Source organism: Acinetobacter sp. 1124_18A, from assembly GCF_052824995.1.
Genome location: NZ_VTDF01000004.1, coordinates 126,964 through 143,183, shown reverse-complemented (window position 1 = coordinate 143,183; position 16,220 = coordinate 126,964). Strand labels below are relative to the sequence as shown.

The 16,220-nt window shown below is 40.0% G+C and carries 12 protein-coding genes and 2 tRNA genes; 7 read left to right on the top strand and 7 right to left on the bottom strand.

The annotated features are described in order from the left end of the window. Positions 1-43: 43 nt before the first annotated feature. Positions 44-1,096: an MBL fold metallo-hydrolase gene (locus FY048_RS10565; protein ID WP_016139375.1), complete on the bottom strand. Its 1,053-nt coding sequence runs from the start codon at positions 1,094-1,096 to the stop codon at positions 44-46. A gap of 657 nt (positions 1,097-1,753) precedes the next feature. Between FY048_RS10565 and hcaR the strand changes: the two genes are divergently transcribed. Then, entirely contained in the window at positions 1,754-2,659 is a 906-nt protein-coding gene (gene hcaR / locus FY048_RS10560) for a DNA-binding transcriptional regulator HcaR (protein ID WP_446091088.1), read from the top strand. Between the two features lie 265 nt (positions 2,660-2,924). Continuing rightward, positions 2,925-3,602: a DUF1345 domain-containing protein gene (locus FY048_RS10555; protein ID WP_446091087.1), complete on the top strand. Its 678-nt coding sequence runs from the start codon at positions 2,925-2,927 to the stop codon at positions 3,600-3,602. 57 nt (positions 3,603-3,659) lie between these two features. Here FY048_RS10555 and FY048_RS10550 read toward each other — a convergent pair whose 3' ends face one another. The 4 genes from FY048_RS10550 to FY048_RS10535 all read right to left on the bottom strand — a co-directional run bounded on the left by FY048_RS10550 (position 3,660) and on the right by FY048_RS10535 (position 6,681). Further along, positions 3,660-4,265 (bottom strand): glutathione S-transferase family protein, encoded by a 606-nt coding sequence (locus tag FY048_RS10550; protein ID WP_016139378.1) that lies wholly within the window; start codon positions 4,263-4,265, stop codon positions 3,660-3,662. 49 nt (positions 4,266-4,314) lie between these two features. Then, the gene (locus FY048_RS10545) at positions 4,315-5,007 is read right to left on the bottom strand and encodes a helix-turn-helix transcriptional regulator (RefSeq protein ID WP_446091086.1); all 693 of its coding nucleotides are present in this window, start codon (positions 5,005-5,007) and stop codon (positions 4,315-4,317) included. Between the two features lie 70 nt (positions 5,008-5,077). Continuing rightward, positions 5,078-5,752, bottom strand: coding sequence for an HAD-IA family hydrolase (locus FY048_RS10540; protein ID WP_446091085.1), 675 nt, complete (start codon positions 5,750-5,752; stop codon positions 5,078-5,080). Further along, positions 5,749-6,681 carry an RluA family pseudouridine synthase gene (locus FY048_RS10535; RefSeq protein ID WP_252610528.1) on the bottom strand — a complete coding sequence of 311 codons (933 nt, stop codon included), beginning with the start codon at positions 6,679-6,681 and terminating at the stop codon, positions 5,749-5,751. The genes FY048_RS10540 and FY048_RS10535 overlap by 4 nt, the downstream gene beginning before the upstream one ends. Before the next feature lie 721 nt (positions 6,682-7,402). Here FY048_RS10535 and FY048_RS10530 point away from each other — a divergent pair. The 4 genes from FY048_RS10530 to FY048_RS10515 all read left to right on the top strand — a co-directional run bounded on the left by FY048_RS10530 (position 7,403) and on the right by FY048_RS10515 (position 13,165). Further along, positions 7,403-10,774 (top strand): Rne/Rng family ribonuclease, encoded by a 3,372-nt coding sequence (locus tag FY048_RS10530; protein ID WP_446091084.1) that lies wholly within the window; start codon positions 7,403-7,405, stop codon positions 10,772-10,774. Between the two features lie 191 nt (positions 10,775-10,965). Further along, positions 10,966-12,807, top strand: a complete 1,842-nt coding sequence (locus FY048_RS10525) for a long-chain-acyl-CoA synthetase (RefSeq protein WP_446091083.1) — start codon at positions 10,966-10,968, stop codon at positions 12,805-12,807. A 184-nt stretch (positions 12,808-12,991) separates the two neighbouring features. Then, positions 12,992-13,067 (top strand) — tRNA-Lys (locus FY048_RS10520). A gap of 22 nt (positions 13,068-13,089) precedes the next feature. Then, positions 13,090-13,165 (top strand) — tRNA-Lys (locus FY048_RS10515). A gap of 63 nt (positions 13,166-13,228) precedes the next feature. On the opposite strand, the gene FY048_RS10510 is transcribed toward FY048_RS10515, so the two are convergent. Continuing rightward, entirely contained in the window at positions 13,229-14,125 is an 897-nt protein-coding gene (locus FY048_RS10510; RefSeq protein WP_446091082.1) for a LysR family transcriptional regulator, read from the bottom strand. A gap of 112 nt (positions 14,126-14,237) precedes the next feature. Between FY048_RS10510 and FY048_RS10505 the strand changes: the two genes are divergently transcribed. Continuing rightward, entirely contained in the window at positions 14,238-14,993 is a 756-nt protein-coding gene (locus FY048_RS10505; protein ID WP_347018983.1) for an SDR family oxidoreductase, read from the top strand. A gap of 44 nt (positions 14,994-15,037) precedes the next feature. Here FY048_RS10505 and hemW read toward each other — a convergent pair whose 3' ends face one another. After that, positions 15,038-16,192 carry a radical SAM family heme chaperone HemW gene (gene hemW, locus FY048_RS10500; RefSeq protein WP_446091081.1) on the bottom strand — a complete coding sequence of 385 codons (1,155 nt, stop codon included), beginning with the start codon at positions 16,190-16,192 and terminating at the stop codon, positions 15,038-15,040. Between the last annotated feature and the right edge of the window lie 28 nt (positions 16,193-16,220).

The window sequence follows — 16,220 nt, the reverse complement described above, 5'->3', positions numbered from 1 at the left end:
AAATTGAACTGGCTTTTTTACTTAAATATAAAGTGATGTCCTTTTAGACAGTCAATTTATGCCCTTCTCGAATGCAATAAAAAGGATTCGCAAGTTTCGATGAAGCTTTAATTGCTTGAGCTAACGCATGTTCAGGATCTTCTCGATCTTCGTCTGTCAACTGAAAAGTTCGATAATGAATCGCAACAGAACGATGAGCCTGCAAATCTAAATGTGCATGCACAGCATCTTGAGGGTTCATATGAACATAACTCATTAACTTGCGAGGTTCATAAGCTCCGATCGGAAGTAAAGCAACACGTGGTGCACCATAACGTGCATGAATTTGCTTAAAATGCCCCGCATAACCCGTATCACCTGCAAAAAAACAATGGCCTGTTTTAGCAACAACCGAAAAGCCGCCCCAGAGCGCTTTATTCTGGTCACGTAGACCACGACCGGAGCCATGCTGTGCAGGTGTATAAATTATTCTTAGTTCGTGATATGGAATTTCTTGCCACCAATCCATCTCAATCACATGAAACTCTTTGGGTAAATAAAAGCCATTCCCCAGCCCCGTGTAAATCGGCATTGCGAATTTTTTATGTAGCCATTCAAGCGTAGCCAAATCCATATGATCATAATGATTATGGCTGAGTAGAACACCATGAATCGTCGGTAATTGTTCTAACGCAAAACCTGCCGGACACACACGGCGCGGTCCACGACCCTGTGAAGGGCTTGCATAATCACACCATACTGGATCGGTAATAAAGTTATAAGGCCCAATCTGAATCAATACCGTCGCATGCCCAACAAACCAAACTTGCCAATCATCTAAATCCGCCTGAGGACGATTTTGAGGCAATGCCACAGCTGTGTTTACACGGGTATCGTATTCATTTTGAATATCAACGTTCCATGTAAAAGACTCACGCGTAACTAACCAACGTAATAGCTCTTTTGAGCCTCTAGCCGGCGATTTAGGCTGTTGGTTATAAAAACGTGTATCAGATTCACGCCCTGACTCGGGATGATAAAAAGGAGGTTTTATCCATGTATGCGTCCAACAGGACTGAGTCGGCAATTGATATGTTAATGTCGGCTTGTCTTTCATGGGCTTTTCTATGTTTTAGCATCGGCAGAATGGATGTGTTCAGGTTTCTATCTTAACAATTAAAACAAATTAAGCTATGGCACTTACACTTATTTATCATATAAATATCCCTTTTATTGTGGTCACAACCAACATAAGTTGAATTAGATTGCCATAAAAAATACATAGATGTGTTGGGTTTATGCGTCGATAATTACCATTCTTATTAAGAGCACTTGTATAACATAACAATCATTAGTCACGTGAAATAGTCACAGAGTTAGTCAATTTTGCCTTGGGAGATCTTACTTTTCTAACTTAAAATATTTTGACAGCTTATAGAACAAAATATTTAGTAACACTTAAAGCTGATTCATGCTGACAGAATTTATATTTTATAATATTAATTTACTCTTCTTTATTTTTGCATAATATGAGAATTCCCCATATTAATATTAAGAACATTTAAATATTTCTTTGATTAAGTAAAAATAATGTATTTAATCTCTAATAATTAATATATTTTATGAATTACTAGAACTTATATTTATATATTAAATGTTTAATGAAAATTAAAATTCCATTTATTTTATAAATACCTAAAGTACCTTCACGCTATATCCCTTTATGCTTTATACTTCACACAAATCATAGTAAGACATTTTTTGGATTAGTCTTATGGAACTACGCCACCTCCGATATTTCATTACCGTTGCTGAAGAATTAAATTTTAGTAAAGCCGCTCTTAAACTTTTTACTGCACAACCCTCCCTTAGCCAACAGATTAAAGATTTAGAAGAAGATGTTGGTGTACGACTTTTAAATCGCACTAAACGTAAAGTTGAGTTAACTGAAGAAGGTGTGGTCTTTTTAGAACATGCTCGTCTCACCCTTGCTCAAGCTGAAAAAGCAGTTGCTCTGGCACGACAGGTTTCTAAGGCTAAGCAGCAACTGTTACGTATTGGTTTTGTCCCCATTGCAGAAATGAAAATTTTCCCTTACGTTCTTCCTAATCTGCGATTACAACACCCCGATCTCATCATTGAATTATCTAACCTAAACAATACTGAACAACTTAAATCCTTGAAAAAAGGTGAGTTGGACATTACCTTTACGCGAGAAAACACAGATAGTGATGAAATCCAAAGCCAATTTGTTTTGACTGAACCCCTGATTTTTTTACTTCCAAAGAATCATTCACTTACTCAGTATGAACGAATTCCTGTCCATGCCTTACAAGGTGTTGACTTTATTATTCCTGCTGCCGAGCAGTCACAAACATTACATAACACCATTTTAAACTTTGCCAAAACTCACAATATTGACCTCAATATTGTTCAAAAAGCAGATAGCATGTTGTTTAATATTAACTCTATTGGCTCTGGATTAGGTTGTACAATTTTACCAGCCTACGTTGCCCCTTTAGGAATCAAAAACACAGTAGTTCGCCCGCTCGATATCGAGTTACCGACACTGGATTTATTCGTGAATTACCGTAAAAACTCACAGTCTTTAGGTGTCCAAAAATTCATTGACCAACTCACTAAAGTATTTCATCTGGATAAAAACTTAAATCACACCTAATCAAGAAAGCTATATTTTATTTCAAGCCTACGATTAATAAGAACACCTTTATAAAAGGTATAAGTAAATAATATTCTTTATTTATTTTATACTTTTTATAAATAGTTTAGCTCGCGCTTTGTTCTATTTTATCCAATCGGTAAAATTAAATGTCTATTAAATACAATTAAAATTATTGGAATAAAATCTATATAAAACTAGATATTATTTTCACCATTTGATAAAAAATAATACATTTACCATCTAGTAAAAGGAGATTAGGAAAATGGTTGCAGTATTTCAACATCTTGGACGTAGTGTACTAAACCGCCCTCATTTCTTTATTGCTTTAGTAATCGGATTTATTACAGCAAGTATTCTGACATGGTTAACCTCATGGAAATGGTCAACTGTTTTATTAGTCAGCTGGAATACTTCGATTAGTATATATTTACTACATGTTTGGCAGCTCATGAAAAGTGCTGATCATTCACAAATGCAGCAGCAAGCTAAAAAACAAGACGAAAGCAAATGGGTCATTATGCTGATTGTTTTATTAGCTTTAAGCATGTGTCTAGTTGCTATTTTAATACAGCTCTCACAGCTTCCTTCTGATCATTCTGCAAAGTTAGGACATGTCGCTTTAGCTTTACTCACTATTGTTTCAGCATGGCTTTTTATGCATACCGTTTTTGCTCTACATTATGCTCATGATTTTTACATGGCTTTATCTAGAAATGAAGAAAACGGAGGTTTAGATTTCCCAGGAACAAAACAGCCCACATATCCTGATTTTCTATATTTTAGTTATATTATTGGGACTTCTGCTCAAACTGCAGATGTTTCGATTACTACCAAACATATGCGTCTTTTAAACTTATTTCATGCAGTGTTATCTTTTGGGTTTAATACCACCATTTTAGCGATTTGTATTAACGTTGCTGCTGGCTTTCTTACCAACTAAAACTTGTATTTAGAAAATAAAAAGTCACCCAAATGGGTGACTCTGAACAGCAGAGGTTTACAACAATGAGCCCATCGTGCTTTGTTTTAAACCTTCACGTTGTTTGATGGTTTCAAGATAACGCGTAATGGCTGGATGGGATTCAATCGCACCCATCTTCAATTGCCATAACAGCATTGCGCCAACACTTACATCTGCTGCAGTAAATTGCTCGCCACACACATACGGATTTGCTTCACTAAGCCCTTGTACTAAAGCTTGGTAAGCATCGTTGTAATCACCATAACCCACAAACATTTTTTGCTCAGGAGATACGTCAATTCCAAGCGCTTTATTAACACCAGCAGCTTCCCATGGACCAGCCATCACAAATAACCAGCGGTAGTAAAGGCCACGTTTTGGATCATCGAGTGCAGGAGCTAAACCTTTATCGAAAAATTTATCAGCAAGATAAGCACAGATTGCACCTAGCTCATAAATTACGACATCGCCGTCCACCAATACTGGCACTTTTCCAAAAGGATTAATTTTTAGATATTCTGGTGTTTTCATTTCAGTCTTATATTCGACTTCAATACGTTCACAATCAACACCTAATTCGACTAAAAGCCAGTCGACCACAACACCACGTGATTCTTTGTTAGTATAAAGTTTAAGGCTCATTTTTATGGCTCCTTGTTTATCGTGGAACCTAGTCTACAAAACCTTTTTGTCAGTTTTTGTCAGTAGTCTTCGATTCTTGTGCCCACCACTGCTGAAATAGTTGTTGCTTAAATGATGGATATAATTCTTGGCTTAAACTCAGCTGTTGAATACGATCGAGTCTAAAATGTCTAAAATCCTGCCTGAGTTCACACCATGCAGCCAATAAAATTTTGTCATTAAAATATCCCAAGGCAAAAGGCCACAAGGTTCGAACACTACTTCGTTGCTGCTCATCATGATAATGCAGCGAAATTTTGACTTGCTGCCGAATGGCTAAACGCACCTGTTCGACTCGATTTTCATCTACAGGCAGCCACGTATTAAACGCTCTTAAAGTCGTTTGCTGTAATAAATATTGACGATGCTCAGGCAAAACAGAATTTAATTTAGCTAATACAGATGTAGAGGCCGATTGTAACGATTGATCTGGCACACTCTTCAACCAATACAATGCCAAAAAAATAGCTTCGACTTCATTTTCATTGAGTGTCATTGGCGGCAGTACAATATCTTCTTTAAGCTGAAAACCGATACCTGCCGATGCCTCAATGGCGACCCCCTGCTCACGTAAGCTATCGATATCGCGATAGACACTCCGGACACTAATTCCAAGACGCTCAGCGAGAACTTGTGCTGTGATTGGATAACGGGCTTCACGAAGTTGTTGTAAAAGATTTAATAGACGAATAGAACGACGCATTTTTCTCTTCTTATTGTTATTAGACATACAATAAGAGGGAATAAATTCCCCCTTCTTATATTATTCTAAATTATGCAACATCTACCGTAGATAACTTTGCATACTCTCTTAAAAAGTTGTGCAGGTCAGGTACATCTTTGGCAATGGTTAAAGGCTGGAACTGTTGTAGAACTTCGATCGAATGCACGCCGTAGCCCACACCAATTCGTGGCATGTTTAACCTCTGAGCCATCTCAAGGTCATAGCTACTATCACCAATCATTACCGCATGCTCAACACTCACGCCAGTGACTGTTAAGATTTCTTGCAACATGAGTGGATCTGGTTTAGATCGAGTTTCATTGGCTGCTCGAGTCACATCAAAAAGATGAGTACTCTGTGTTTTTGCGATTACACGATCTAACCCACGACGGTTTTTACCCGTCGCGACTGCAAGTTTTAAACCTTGTGCTTTTAAATCATGTAAGAGCTCAGCAACACCATCGAACCATGCATCATTTGTAGAGTTCGCAATATAGTGATCGCCATATGCTTTTAAAATTGAATCATGTAACTCAGGTGCTTCTGGAAATAGGGTTTGCATAACTTCCGGCAAACCTAAACCAATAATGCTTTTTGCTGCTTCATCTGTTAAAGACAATTCATGCTGCTCTGCGGCATGTTGCAAGCTAGCAACAATCTGTCCAACAGAGTTATATAAAGTCCCATCCCAGTCAAAAATAACCAATTCAGTTTTTAGACTCATTTTGCCACTCTCAAAGCCTTTAATAACTGGGTCATGTCTTCTGGCAACGGTGCTTCAATCGGTGGATAACCCGGAATATCTAAACGCATTGCGTGTAAACATAGACGGCGTGCTTCAGGACCAGTGTACGCAGTCGTGTGTCCATATTTGTCATCACCAATCAATGGGTGTCCAATGCTTAAACCATGCACACGGATCTGATGAGTACGACCTGACAAAGGTGACGCATGGATCAATGTTGCATTTTTAAAGCGCTCTGCGACAACCCATTCGGTTTTACTTGGTTTGCCATCTTTAGTCACACGTACACGACGCTCGCCATTTGCCAGCTCATATCGTAATAAAGGTGCATCAATTAACTGTTTATCTAAGCTCACTTGACCTTTAACAATTGCAGCATAGGTTTTACGAATTTTGTGCTCACGCAACATATCTTGTAGTTGTTTTAATGTGCTACGTTTTTTACTAATCATAACCAGACCTGAAGTATCACGGTCAATACGATGAATAAGTTCTAAATATTTTTTGCCTGTCGCTGCACGTAGTGCCTCAATCAAACCATATGCCATACCACTGCCCCCATGGACAGCAATACCTGAAGGTTTGTTAACTACTAATAGACCTTCATCCTCATACACCACACGGCTTAATAAGCCTTGTGCTACACTGTCACTGACAGGAGCGGCTGTTTCATCTTTTTGTTCGTAACGAATTGGAGCAACACGAATCTGGTCGCCAATCTCAAGTTTAGTCTCAGCTTTTACACGTTTTTTATTTACTCGAACCTGACTTTCACGAATCAAACGATAAATACGACTTTTAGGTACACCTTTTAAACGCGAGAACAGAAAATTATCAATTCGTTGTCCTGCTTGATGTTCATCCACCTCAAACCAAGTGACACTTTGCCATTGCTGTGTAGAATTCATACTAATATTTAAACCTGAATTTTTGCTAAATTTGATTAAAAAATGACCGTTTAGCTTAGTTTTTTCACAAGAAATCTAAGCTTAGCCCATAGGCAGATGCTGCAAGGTTTGATATAGTCAGCGCACGGATACCGCCGTAAGTGAACATCTAATAGGGAATTTCCCTGATTGAAACCTCAATCAAAATGATGCTTTCACCATCAGCTCGGATAGGTCCTAAAGAATTATGCCGACGCCGAAGGCTTATTATATCGGCAAAATGACAAACTGTTGCGTTTAATTCAGTTTGTTCAAAAAAATATGTTACCAACTCTAGTTGGTTATGGAACGTAAACTGATACACATCAGACAAATCGCTCCTTAATGTTGCCTTCAGGCTAAAGCGTTGATGCATTGGAACTGCCGAAAGCACCGATACGATGAACATTCCGTATCAAACTTCTAAAAAGAAGTCACTTCGCGCACAATGACAGTGAAAGTCATTAACCAATGCACCGCTCACCCGCCAGTGAAGCACTAAGGAAGTCCGATTTAAAGGTTGAAGCAGTATTGCCTACATCACAGACGAGAATCGAAGTTCAGGCTAAATGTAGCCGGTAACAGATGACTCAGACCACAAATATTTTGAGATCTGGGAAATGATCCGTCATGTTCGATGTTCGTTCAGCACCTTTAAGTTTGTGCGATATGTTTGTGTGGGTCACTATTAGGTGTCACACCCATGAAACGTATGTTGATTAATGCAACTCACGCAGAAGAAGTCCGCGTTGCACTTATCACTGGTAATCGTCTTTACGATTTTGATTTAGAAAATCGTACCCGAGAACAGAAAAAATCCAATATCTATAAAGGCCATGTAACCCGCGTAGAACCTTCTTTAGAAGCTGTGTTTGTTGAATATGGCGCAGGCCGTCAAGGCTTCTTGTCTATGCGCGAAATTGCGAATAGCTATTTCCAAGCAGACCCGCGACAAACTTCAAACATTCGTGAACTCATCACTGAAGGTACTGAATTACTTGTTCAGGTTGAAAAAGAAGAACGTGGTAATAAAGGCGCAGCCCTTTCTACATTCATCTCACTTGCAGGACGTTATTTGGTTCTTATGCCAAACAACCCGAAAGGCGGTGGTATTAGCCGTCAAATTTCAGGTTCTGTACGTGAAGAATTAAAAGAAATTTTAGCTTCTTTAAATTTACCTCGCGGCATGAGTGTTATTGTGCGTACCGCAGGTATTGGCCGTACTCAAGAAGAATTACAGTTAGATTTACAGCATTTGCTTGACCTATGGGCACAAATCCAAGGCACAGCAAGTTCTGGTCCGTCTCCAATGCTTGTTCACCAAGAAGCTGGCGTAGTCACTCGCGCTATTCGCGATTACTTACGTGATGACGTTGCAGAAATTTTAATTGATAGCGAACAAGCCTATAACGAAGCGTATAACTTTGTTAAAGCAGTTATGCCTCGTCAATTAGACAAACTTAAAACTTATACTTTAAACGAGCCATTGTTTGCTCATTTTGGTATTGAAAGCCAAATTCAAACTGCTTACGAGCGTGAAGTAAAACTTCCTTCTGGTGGTTCAATCGTAATTGACCAGACTGAAGCTTTAGTTTCAATCGACATTAACTCTGCGAAATCAACTCGTGGACATGACGTTGAAGAAACTGCGCTTAATACAAACTTAGAAGCAGCAGAAGAAATTGCTCGCCAACTTCGTCTTCGTGACATTGGCGGTTTAGTTGTGATCGACTTTATTGACATGACTAAAGAACGCAACCAACGCATGGTTGAAGCAAAACTTCGTGAAGCAACACAAAGCGACCGTGCACGTATCCAATTTGGCCAACTCTCTCGTTTTGGCTTAATGGAAATGAGCCGTCAACGCTTACGCCCATCACTTGAAGAAGCAACCGGATATGTTTGCCCACGCTGTCATGGCACGGGTATGGTTCGTGACTTACGTTCACTTTCGCTTTCAATTATGCGTAAAGTAGAAGAAATTGCACTTCGTGAACGTCATGGTGAAGTACAAGTAGAAGTTCCTGTTGAAATTGCAGCGTTCTTACTCAATGAAAAACGCCACAGCCTTGTTTACCTAGAACAAACTTCTAGTGTTCGTGTGACTATTTTACCTCATCCGCACTTAGAAACACCTCACTATGAAATTCAGTACAATCCAGATGGTTTTGCGCCATCTAGCTATGAGCGTACTGAAGCAACTCGTTCAAGCGAGAAAGAGTTAGGTTATGAATCTTCTGAATGGCATTTAGAAGAAGCAGATCATGGCCATGCTCATGCAGCTCCTGCTGCAAACAACAATGCTGGTCAAAAGAAAGTAAATCAATCAGCTCAACCTGCTGCGGCTCAACCAAGCACTCAAAAAGCAGCAAGCCCTTGCGCATGGTTAGAAAACCTTTTTGTTCAAAAACAAGCTAAAACCGTTGATCAAGCTCGTTCGGCTCAAAATGCTGCTGCGACCATTGAACAAATGGTAAATACTGGCGCTGTAAGTCGTGGCCAGTTTGGACAAGTCGTAGTACCAGCAGTTGCTGAAGTTGTTTCAGCGCCATCTAACAATGCTTATATTTCGCAATCTCCTGCTAAACAGGACGTTCGTGAGAATGTTGAAAAAGACGATAAAGTACAACAACGTCCAAACAACAAAAAACGTAAGCACAAAGAGCAACGTGAACAACATCACCATACTCAAGAGCCACAACAACAACTGCAGCAACAACCACAGCAGCAGCCACAACAGGTTCATGAAGAAGTTGTACAGTTATCACGTCAAGAACAACGTGAGTTAAAACGTCAACAAAAACGTCCGCACTCTGATCAGCCACATCCACAACATCAAAATGATGGACAACAAACTGAAAATGCTGTGCCGCGTCGTGACCGTAATAACCAACAACGTCCGAACCGTCCAAATCGCCACCGCGATCCAAGCGTATTGAATGAAAATCAAAATGCGCCGGCGGCACCAGTAGTTGTTGATGAGAAACAAATCAAGGTTAATTTGATTGATGCTCCAAAGCATGAAGTCATGAATACAGCCTTAGTGATCAATGTTGATCAGGCACAAAGCGAAATTATTGCTTTAACTCCTGAGCAACATGTTGAACGTACTGAAACAGCACCTGTTGTTGAAGTCGCTCAAGAGTCAGCTCCAGCACCTGTTGCTATTGTAGAAGAGACTGTAACTGCTAAAGTTGTAGAAGAAACTACGACTCCTCCAGCAGACAACAAAACTCAACCGCAAATTCAACGTGCGAGTAATGACCCTCGTATGCGTCGTCGTGAACAACGCAACGCAAAACGTGCTAAAGCTGCGGTACCTTCTATTGCCCCATCGCAAATTCCAACTTTGGCGCAATATACGATTGGTAGCTTGATTCGTCATGTTTATGGTGAAGACTGCACAGTATTGATTGAACAGTTTGGTTTAGTTCCAACATTCAATCGTGCATTGCTGAAATTTGCCGAACAGTACGCAAGCACTCTAGTAACAGAAGTCGCGTCTGATGCTGAAGACAAGAAGCCTGTTACTCGTGATGCAGAGCTTCCAAGCAACAAACCATCACAAGAAGCAGAACCCGCGCCTGTACTTGCATTGACGCCACAAAAAGAGCAAACACCACGTGTTGCTAATGATCCACGTGAACGTCGTCGTTTAGCAAAACTTGCTGCTGAACAAGCTTTTGAGCAAGTTAAACAACAACACTCTGCACCAGAAGAAGCTGCTCCTGTAGCTCCGGTTGTTGAAGAAACTATTGTTGCTCCTGTTGCTGAAACGCAAGCACCTGTTGAGTCAAAACAACAACCGCTTGAGCTTGATCAGGTGACTGAAGTAGCACAAAGTGAAACAACTGTAGAAGAAGCGCCAGCGACAACTGTTGTTGAAGCTCCTGTTGTGAAACAACCGAAAGCATCGACAAGAGCAAAAGCAGCTACAGAACAAGCAGTAGCACCAGCAGAAGCTACTTCAGAGGTTGAATCAGACGATTCTAAGGCAGATCTGGACAAACCAAATCGCCCTCCTCGTCGTCCTCGTGGTCGTCCACCAAAGAAAGCAAATCCTGTAGCTGAGTAAATCATTTGCTCAATTGCAGCTAATTTAAACAAACCTAGTCATTTCGATGACTAGGTTTTTTTTGTTATTTTTAAACAATTAGGTTGATTGCACTAGAAGAAAAGTTTTAAAAGCATGGTGAACCATGAAAAATACTGTACTTTTGCCAACGCAACCTTTTTTGGATTGATCGAAAAATAAATAGGATTGATATGAGCCAGACAACACAGACCGATATCATTACGCTTGGTGATGTTGCAACAAGACTTCCTAGCTTCATCCCCAAGGTACCCCATATCCTAAATGGTCTTAAACAGGCTTACTTAAGAACAGCAAATACACCAACGGGATTAGGTGTAGCTTTTGAAAAAGCTGTTAAGCGAAATCCGCAAGGTATTGCATTATTATTTGAAGATCAAAGTTACTCATATGAAGTTTTAAACGAATGGGCTAACCAGATTTCTCATTACTATCTCTCTCTTGGGGCACAGAAAGGTGACGTGATTGCCGTAATGGTTGAGAACCGTTCTGAGCTTATTGCCACGATTGTAGGCTTAGCTAAAATTGGGGTAACGATTGCGCTTGTTAATACCTCTCAAGTAGGTAAGGTCCTCGCTCATAGTATCAATCTTGTAAAACCAATTGCCGTAATTGCAGGTGAAGAAGTTCGAGCTGTAATTGATGAAATTCGTCAGGACCTCAATGTTCCTAAAGACCGTTTCCATTGGTTTGCAGATCAGGCTACACGTCAAAATGCGGGAACAGCACCTCAAGGTTATGCCAATCTTGCAATAGAAATTGATCAATTTCCAAAATTTAACCCATCAACTACGCAATCTGTTCATGGAAATGATGGCCTGTTTTATATTTATACATCAGGCACTACAGGCTTACCAAAGGCTGTTATTTTCAAACACAGTCGCTGGACGCTCGCATATGGTACCTATGGTCACATTTTAAACCTTGGCCCAGATGATGTGATGTATGTAACTTTACCGCTTTACCATGCAACAGGTGTCGTAGTTTGCTGGTGTGGCGTGATTGCGGGAAGCTCTACCCTTGCAATTCGACGTAAATATTCAACCAGCGCATTCTGGAAAGACGTTCAGAAATTTAATGCCTCTGCAATTGGCTATGTTGGAGAGCTTTGCCGTTACTTAATGGATGCCCCTACTACAGAAATTGACCGTGCCCACCGCGTAACCAAAATGATCGGTAACGGCATGCGTCCAAACATCTGGGATAAGTTCAAACAACGTTTTGGTGTCCAAGAAGTTCTTGAGCTTTATGCATCAAGTGAAGGCAATGTCGGGTTTAGTAATATTTTTAACTTTGACAACACCGTAGGTTTCTCTCCTACGCCATACGCCATTATTGAGTTTGATAAAGAGAAAAACGAACCTGTACGCGATAAAAAAGGCTGGTGTAAAAAAGTTAAAGCAGGTGAAATCGGTTTGCTGGTCGGTAAAATTACCAGTCGCTCGCCTTTTGACGGCTATACAGACCCAGAAAAGAATAAATCTGTGATTATGAAAGATGTCTTTAAAAAAGGTGACTCATATTTCAACACAGGTGATCTTGTTCGTAATATTGGTTTCCGTCATGCCCAATTTGTTGACCGCTTAGGTGATACCTTCCGCTGGAAAGGTGAAAATGTATCTACGACTGAAGTTGAAAACATGGTTTGTGAGTATGATAAGATCGCTGAAGCAGTGGTCTATGGAGTAGAAATTCCAAATACCAACGGTCGTGCTGGGATGGCAGCAATCACACTTGCTGATGGTGCCGAGTTAAATGAGTCTGATTTAACCGAAATGGTTACTATATTTAAAAAATGCCTACCCGCTTACGCAGTACCCGTGTTTTTACGTGTGCAAGCTAAAGTTGAAACAACAGGTACTTTTAAATATCAAAAGAATAAATTGAAGGAAGATTCGTTTAATCCAGGCAAAACTTCTGAACGTTTACTCGCTTTATTACCTGGTGCGAACAGTTATTGTGACGTCACAACTGAAATTTTTGACAACATTCAGGCATATAAATATCGTTTTTAGTTCATTTTTTAGCTAAACAAGAGGAAATCGTGCTTTTTATAGGCAATCATGCAAATGTTTTTGATTTACCTCTTGTGTTAGTTGAATAACTTGCTAAAATACGCGACATCAAAACAAAGGTGGTGTTAGAAAACTTTTAGTTATCTTGCACTTCACATTCAAACAGTGTTTGAATGTTTGTTCAGGGTCGTTAGCTCAGCTGGTAGAGCAGCGGACTTTTAATCCGTTGGTCCCGCGTTCGAATCGCGGACGACCCACCACTCATCTGTTTTGAACCTATTTGGGTCGTTAGCTCAGCTGGTAGAGCAGCGGACTTTTAATCCGTTGGTCCCGCGTTCGAATCGCGGACGACCCACCAAATTCTAAAAAGCCTCTCACTGCGAGAGGCTTTTTTTATTGTTATCTTATTTTAATTTCATGACTAAAAGATGACGATGCATTTCTTATATAAAATGTCTTTAATCCAGTTCATAAAGATTTCTAAACGTTTAGGAATATAACTTCGATTCGGATACAAAATATTGAGTGGCAAAGATTGAGGCGTATGTGCACTTAACACTTCAACCAAGGTTCCTTGCTCAATTTTGTCCTGAACATCATAGTATGGAAGTTGAATAATCCCCAAGCCAGCATAAGCCGCTGCAACATAGGCTTCTGTATTATTTACACTTAAAGCACTATCCATCATCACTGTTCCATCTTGATATAAAAATACGCCTTGTTTTTCCCCTACGGCTCCTGCGTAGTTAATGAGTTTGTGTTGAGATAGATCTTCTAATTGTTCAGGAACGCCGTACTGTTCCAAATAATGGGGACTTGCACAGTTCACCATAATCAAGTTGCCAATAAACTTCGCGATCAAACTACTATTATCTAGCTGCCCCACCCGAACAACGCAATCAATCCCTTTCTCGATCAAGTCAGTGATGTCATCAGAGCTATTCAGTTGTAAATGGATATCCGGATAGTTGCTATAAAAATTGGGAAGTTCAGGAATAATCACTTGATGCACGATTCGGCTGGGCATTGAAACTTTTAATGTGCCACGGTAATGCTGCTTTTGCGTCTGTATGAGTTGTTCGAGCTGTTCATAATCAAATAATAGATTTTGGCATTCTGGCAATATTCTTTGCCCATCTTGAGTGAGGCTTACTTTGCGCGTGGTGCGATGAAATAGCCGAACACCATAGTGAGTTTCCAACTGTTGAATCGCACTCGTCACTGTCGAACGAGGTAAATCAAGCTGATTTGCTACTTCGCTAAAGCTTTGTCGTTTAGCGACTTCTGTAAAAATAAAAAATTGCTGCAACCGATCCATTTAATTGTTCGTATTTTCTGAATAGTTAAACCAAACTAGCATAATTGATCAAAAATTACCGCCAATCTAGACTAAAAACACATTAGAACAAGTCATCATAGGAACAATCATCATGGCAACTCATACTCTTAAAGATAAAGTTGTACTGATTACAGGCGGTGCAAAAAACTTAGGTGGACTCATTAGCCGTAAATTTGCAGAACAAGGTGCAAAAATCGCAATTCACTACAATAGCGCTGAAACTCAGGCAGATGCAGAGCAGACGCTCGCAGATGTAATAGCTTTAGGTGTAGAGGCTGTTTTAATTCAAGCAGACTTAACGGATATTAATAATATAGAAAGACTCTTTATCGACACTAAACAGCATTTTGGTGGAATTGATATTGCTATTAATACAGTTGGAAAGGTTTTGAAAAAATCATTCTTGGAAACCACAGAACAAGAGTTTGATAGCATGAGCGATATAAACTCCAAAATTGCCTATTTCTTTATTCAGTCGGCTGGTCGGCATTTAAATGACGGCGGAAAAATCTGTTCAATCGTTACTTCTCTTCTTGCAGCTTACACTGGGCTGTACTCAACCTATGAAGGCTTAAAAGCCCCTGTTGAGCATTACACCCGCGCTGCATCAAAAGAATTTGGAGACCGTCAGATTTCTGTGACTGCTGTTGCGCCTGGACCTATGGATACACCTTTCTTTTATGGTCAGGAATCTGCCGAAGCAGTGGCTTATCATAAATCAGCTTCAGCTTTAGGTGGGCTTACTAAAATTGAAGATATTGAGCCATTAGTTCGCTTTTTGGTGACCGATGGTTGGTGGATTACCGGTCAAACTATTTTTGCAAATGGTGGTTATACCACTCGCTAAAATAAAAAAGCCGCATCTTATGACGCGGCTTTTGCTTTGCTTCATTATAAAAATTCTTCTAGCACTGAGTTTAAAAAAATATGGCCTTGCTCTGTACAGGCTAAACGGGAAACATCATCTACCAGTAGTTTTCTAGCTCGTAGCGACATTAGTACATCATTTAGGTCATCCAAGCTTAAACCTGTACGCTGTTCATATAATTCAGCTTTGACACCATCATTTAAACGCAAAGCATTCATCATAAACTCAAATGGTAGCTCTTCTGCCTCAATCTTTTTCATTTGCAAATGTTCAGCAGGAACCTTGGCTAAATAGTCTTTCGGCAAACGAGTTTTTTGGAAACGATACACCCCATCTGGTCGTGTAACTTTGCCATGTGCACCCGCACCAATCGCAAGATAATCGCCAAATTCCCAATAATTTAAGTTGTGTGTTGAAGGCAGCTCTTTACGCCATGCCGAAACTTCATAATTTATAAAACCATTTGCCTTAAGATATGCCTCACCCTGCTCTTGAATGTCTTCTAGCATTTCATCCTGCGGTAGAACAGGTTGGGTACGAAAGAAAACGGTATTAGGTTCAATGGTGAGTTGATACCAACTAATATGAGTTGCACCACTTTCTACAGCAAGCTTGAGATCATAGAGCGCTTGTTCTAGCGTCTGCTCAGGCAAACCATGCATTAAGTCGACATTAACTCGCTTAAAGCCAGCTTGCTTTGCTTGTTGAATCGCTTCAATTGCATTATTTGCAGAATGAATACGTCCAAGCTTTTGCAAATGATCAGTATCAAAGCTCTGGACACCAATAGACAAGCGATTAATGCCTGCCTCCAAATACCCTGCAAACGGGTCATGCTCTACCGTTCCCGGATTTGCCTCTAAGGTAATTTCACAGCCATCTTCAAACTTAAGCAATGACTTAAGCTCTGCAAATAACCATACATAACCCTGTGCCGAAATCAGTGAAGGAGTTCCACCACCAATAAATACACTATGGATCGGACGTCCCTGTGCCATCTCTAGTTGAGTTTCAAAGTCAGCTACCAACGCTTTTAAATAGGTTTGCTCGAGTTCTGAAGAAAGTGCTCCATCTGGTACAGCATGCGAGTTAAAATCACAATATGGGCATTTACGCACGCACCAAGGCATGTGAATATACAAAGATAACGGAATAGAAGCAGGGTTTAATACAGCCAAGGAACAGGTCCAATTTACACAATATTTC

Excerpts from the sequence above, each read along its gene's own strand:
- FY048_RS10550 (WP_016139378.1), bottom strand. The coding sequence starts at position 4,265 with ATGAGCCTTAAACTTTATACTAACAAAGAATCACGTGGTGTTGTGGTC.
- FY048_RS10530 (WP_446091084.1), top strand. The coding sequence starts at position 7,403 with ATGAAACGTATGTTGATTAATGCAACTCACGCAGAAGAAGTCCGCGTT.
- FY048_RS10525 (WP_446091083.1), top strand. The coding sequence starts at position 10,966 with ATGAGCCAGACAACACAGACCGATATCATTACGCTTGGTGATGTTGCA.
- FY048_RS10505 (WP_347018983.1), top strand. The coding sequence starts at position 14,238 with ATGGCAACTCATACTCTTAAAGATAAAGTTGTACTGATTACAGGCGGT.
- FY048_RS10540 (WP_446091085.1), bottom strand. The coding sequence starts at position 5,752 with ATGAGTCTAAAAACTGAATTGGTTATTTTTGACTGGGATGGGACTTTA.
- FY048_RS10565 (WP_016139375.1), bottom strand. The coding sequence starts at position 1,096 with ATGAAAGACAAGCCGACATTAACATATCAATTGCCGACTCAGTCCTGT.
- FY048_RS10545 (WP_446091086.1), bottom strand. The coding sequence starts at position 5,007 with ATGCGTCGTTCTATTCGTCTATTAAATCTTTTACAACAACTTCGTGAA.
- hcaR (WP_446091088.1), top strand. The coding sequence starts at position 1,754 with ATGGAACTACGCCACCTCCGATATTTCATTACCGTTGCTGAAGAATTA.
- FY048_RS10535 (WP_252610528.1), bottom strand. The coding sequence starts at position 6,681 with ATGAATTCTACACAGCAATGGCAAAGTGTCACTTGGTTTGAGGTGGAT.
- FY048_RS10510 (WP_446091082.1), bottom strand. The coding sequence starts at position 14,125 with ATGGATCGGTTGCAGCAATTTTTTATTTTTACAGAAGTCGCTAAACGA.
- FY048_RS10555 (WP_446091087.1), top strand. The coding sequence starts at position 2,925 with ATGGTTGCAGTATTTCAACATCTTGGACGTAGTGTACTAAACCGCCCT.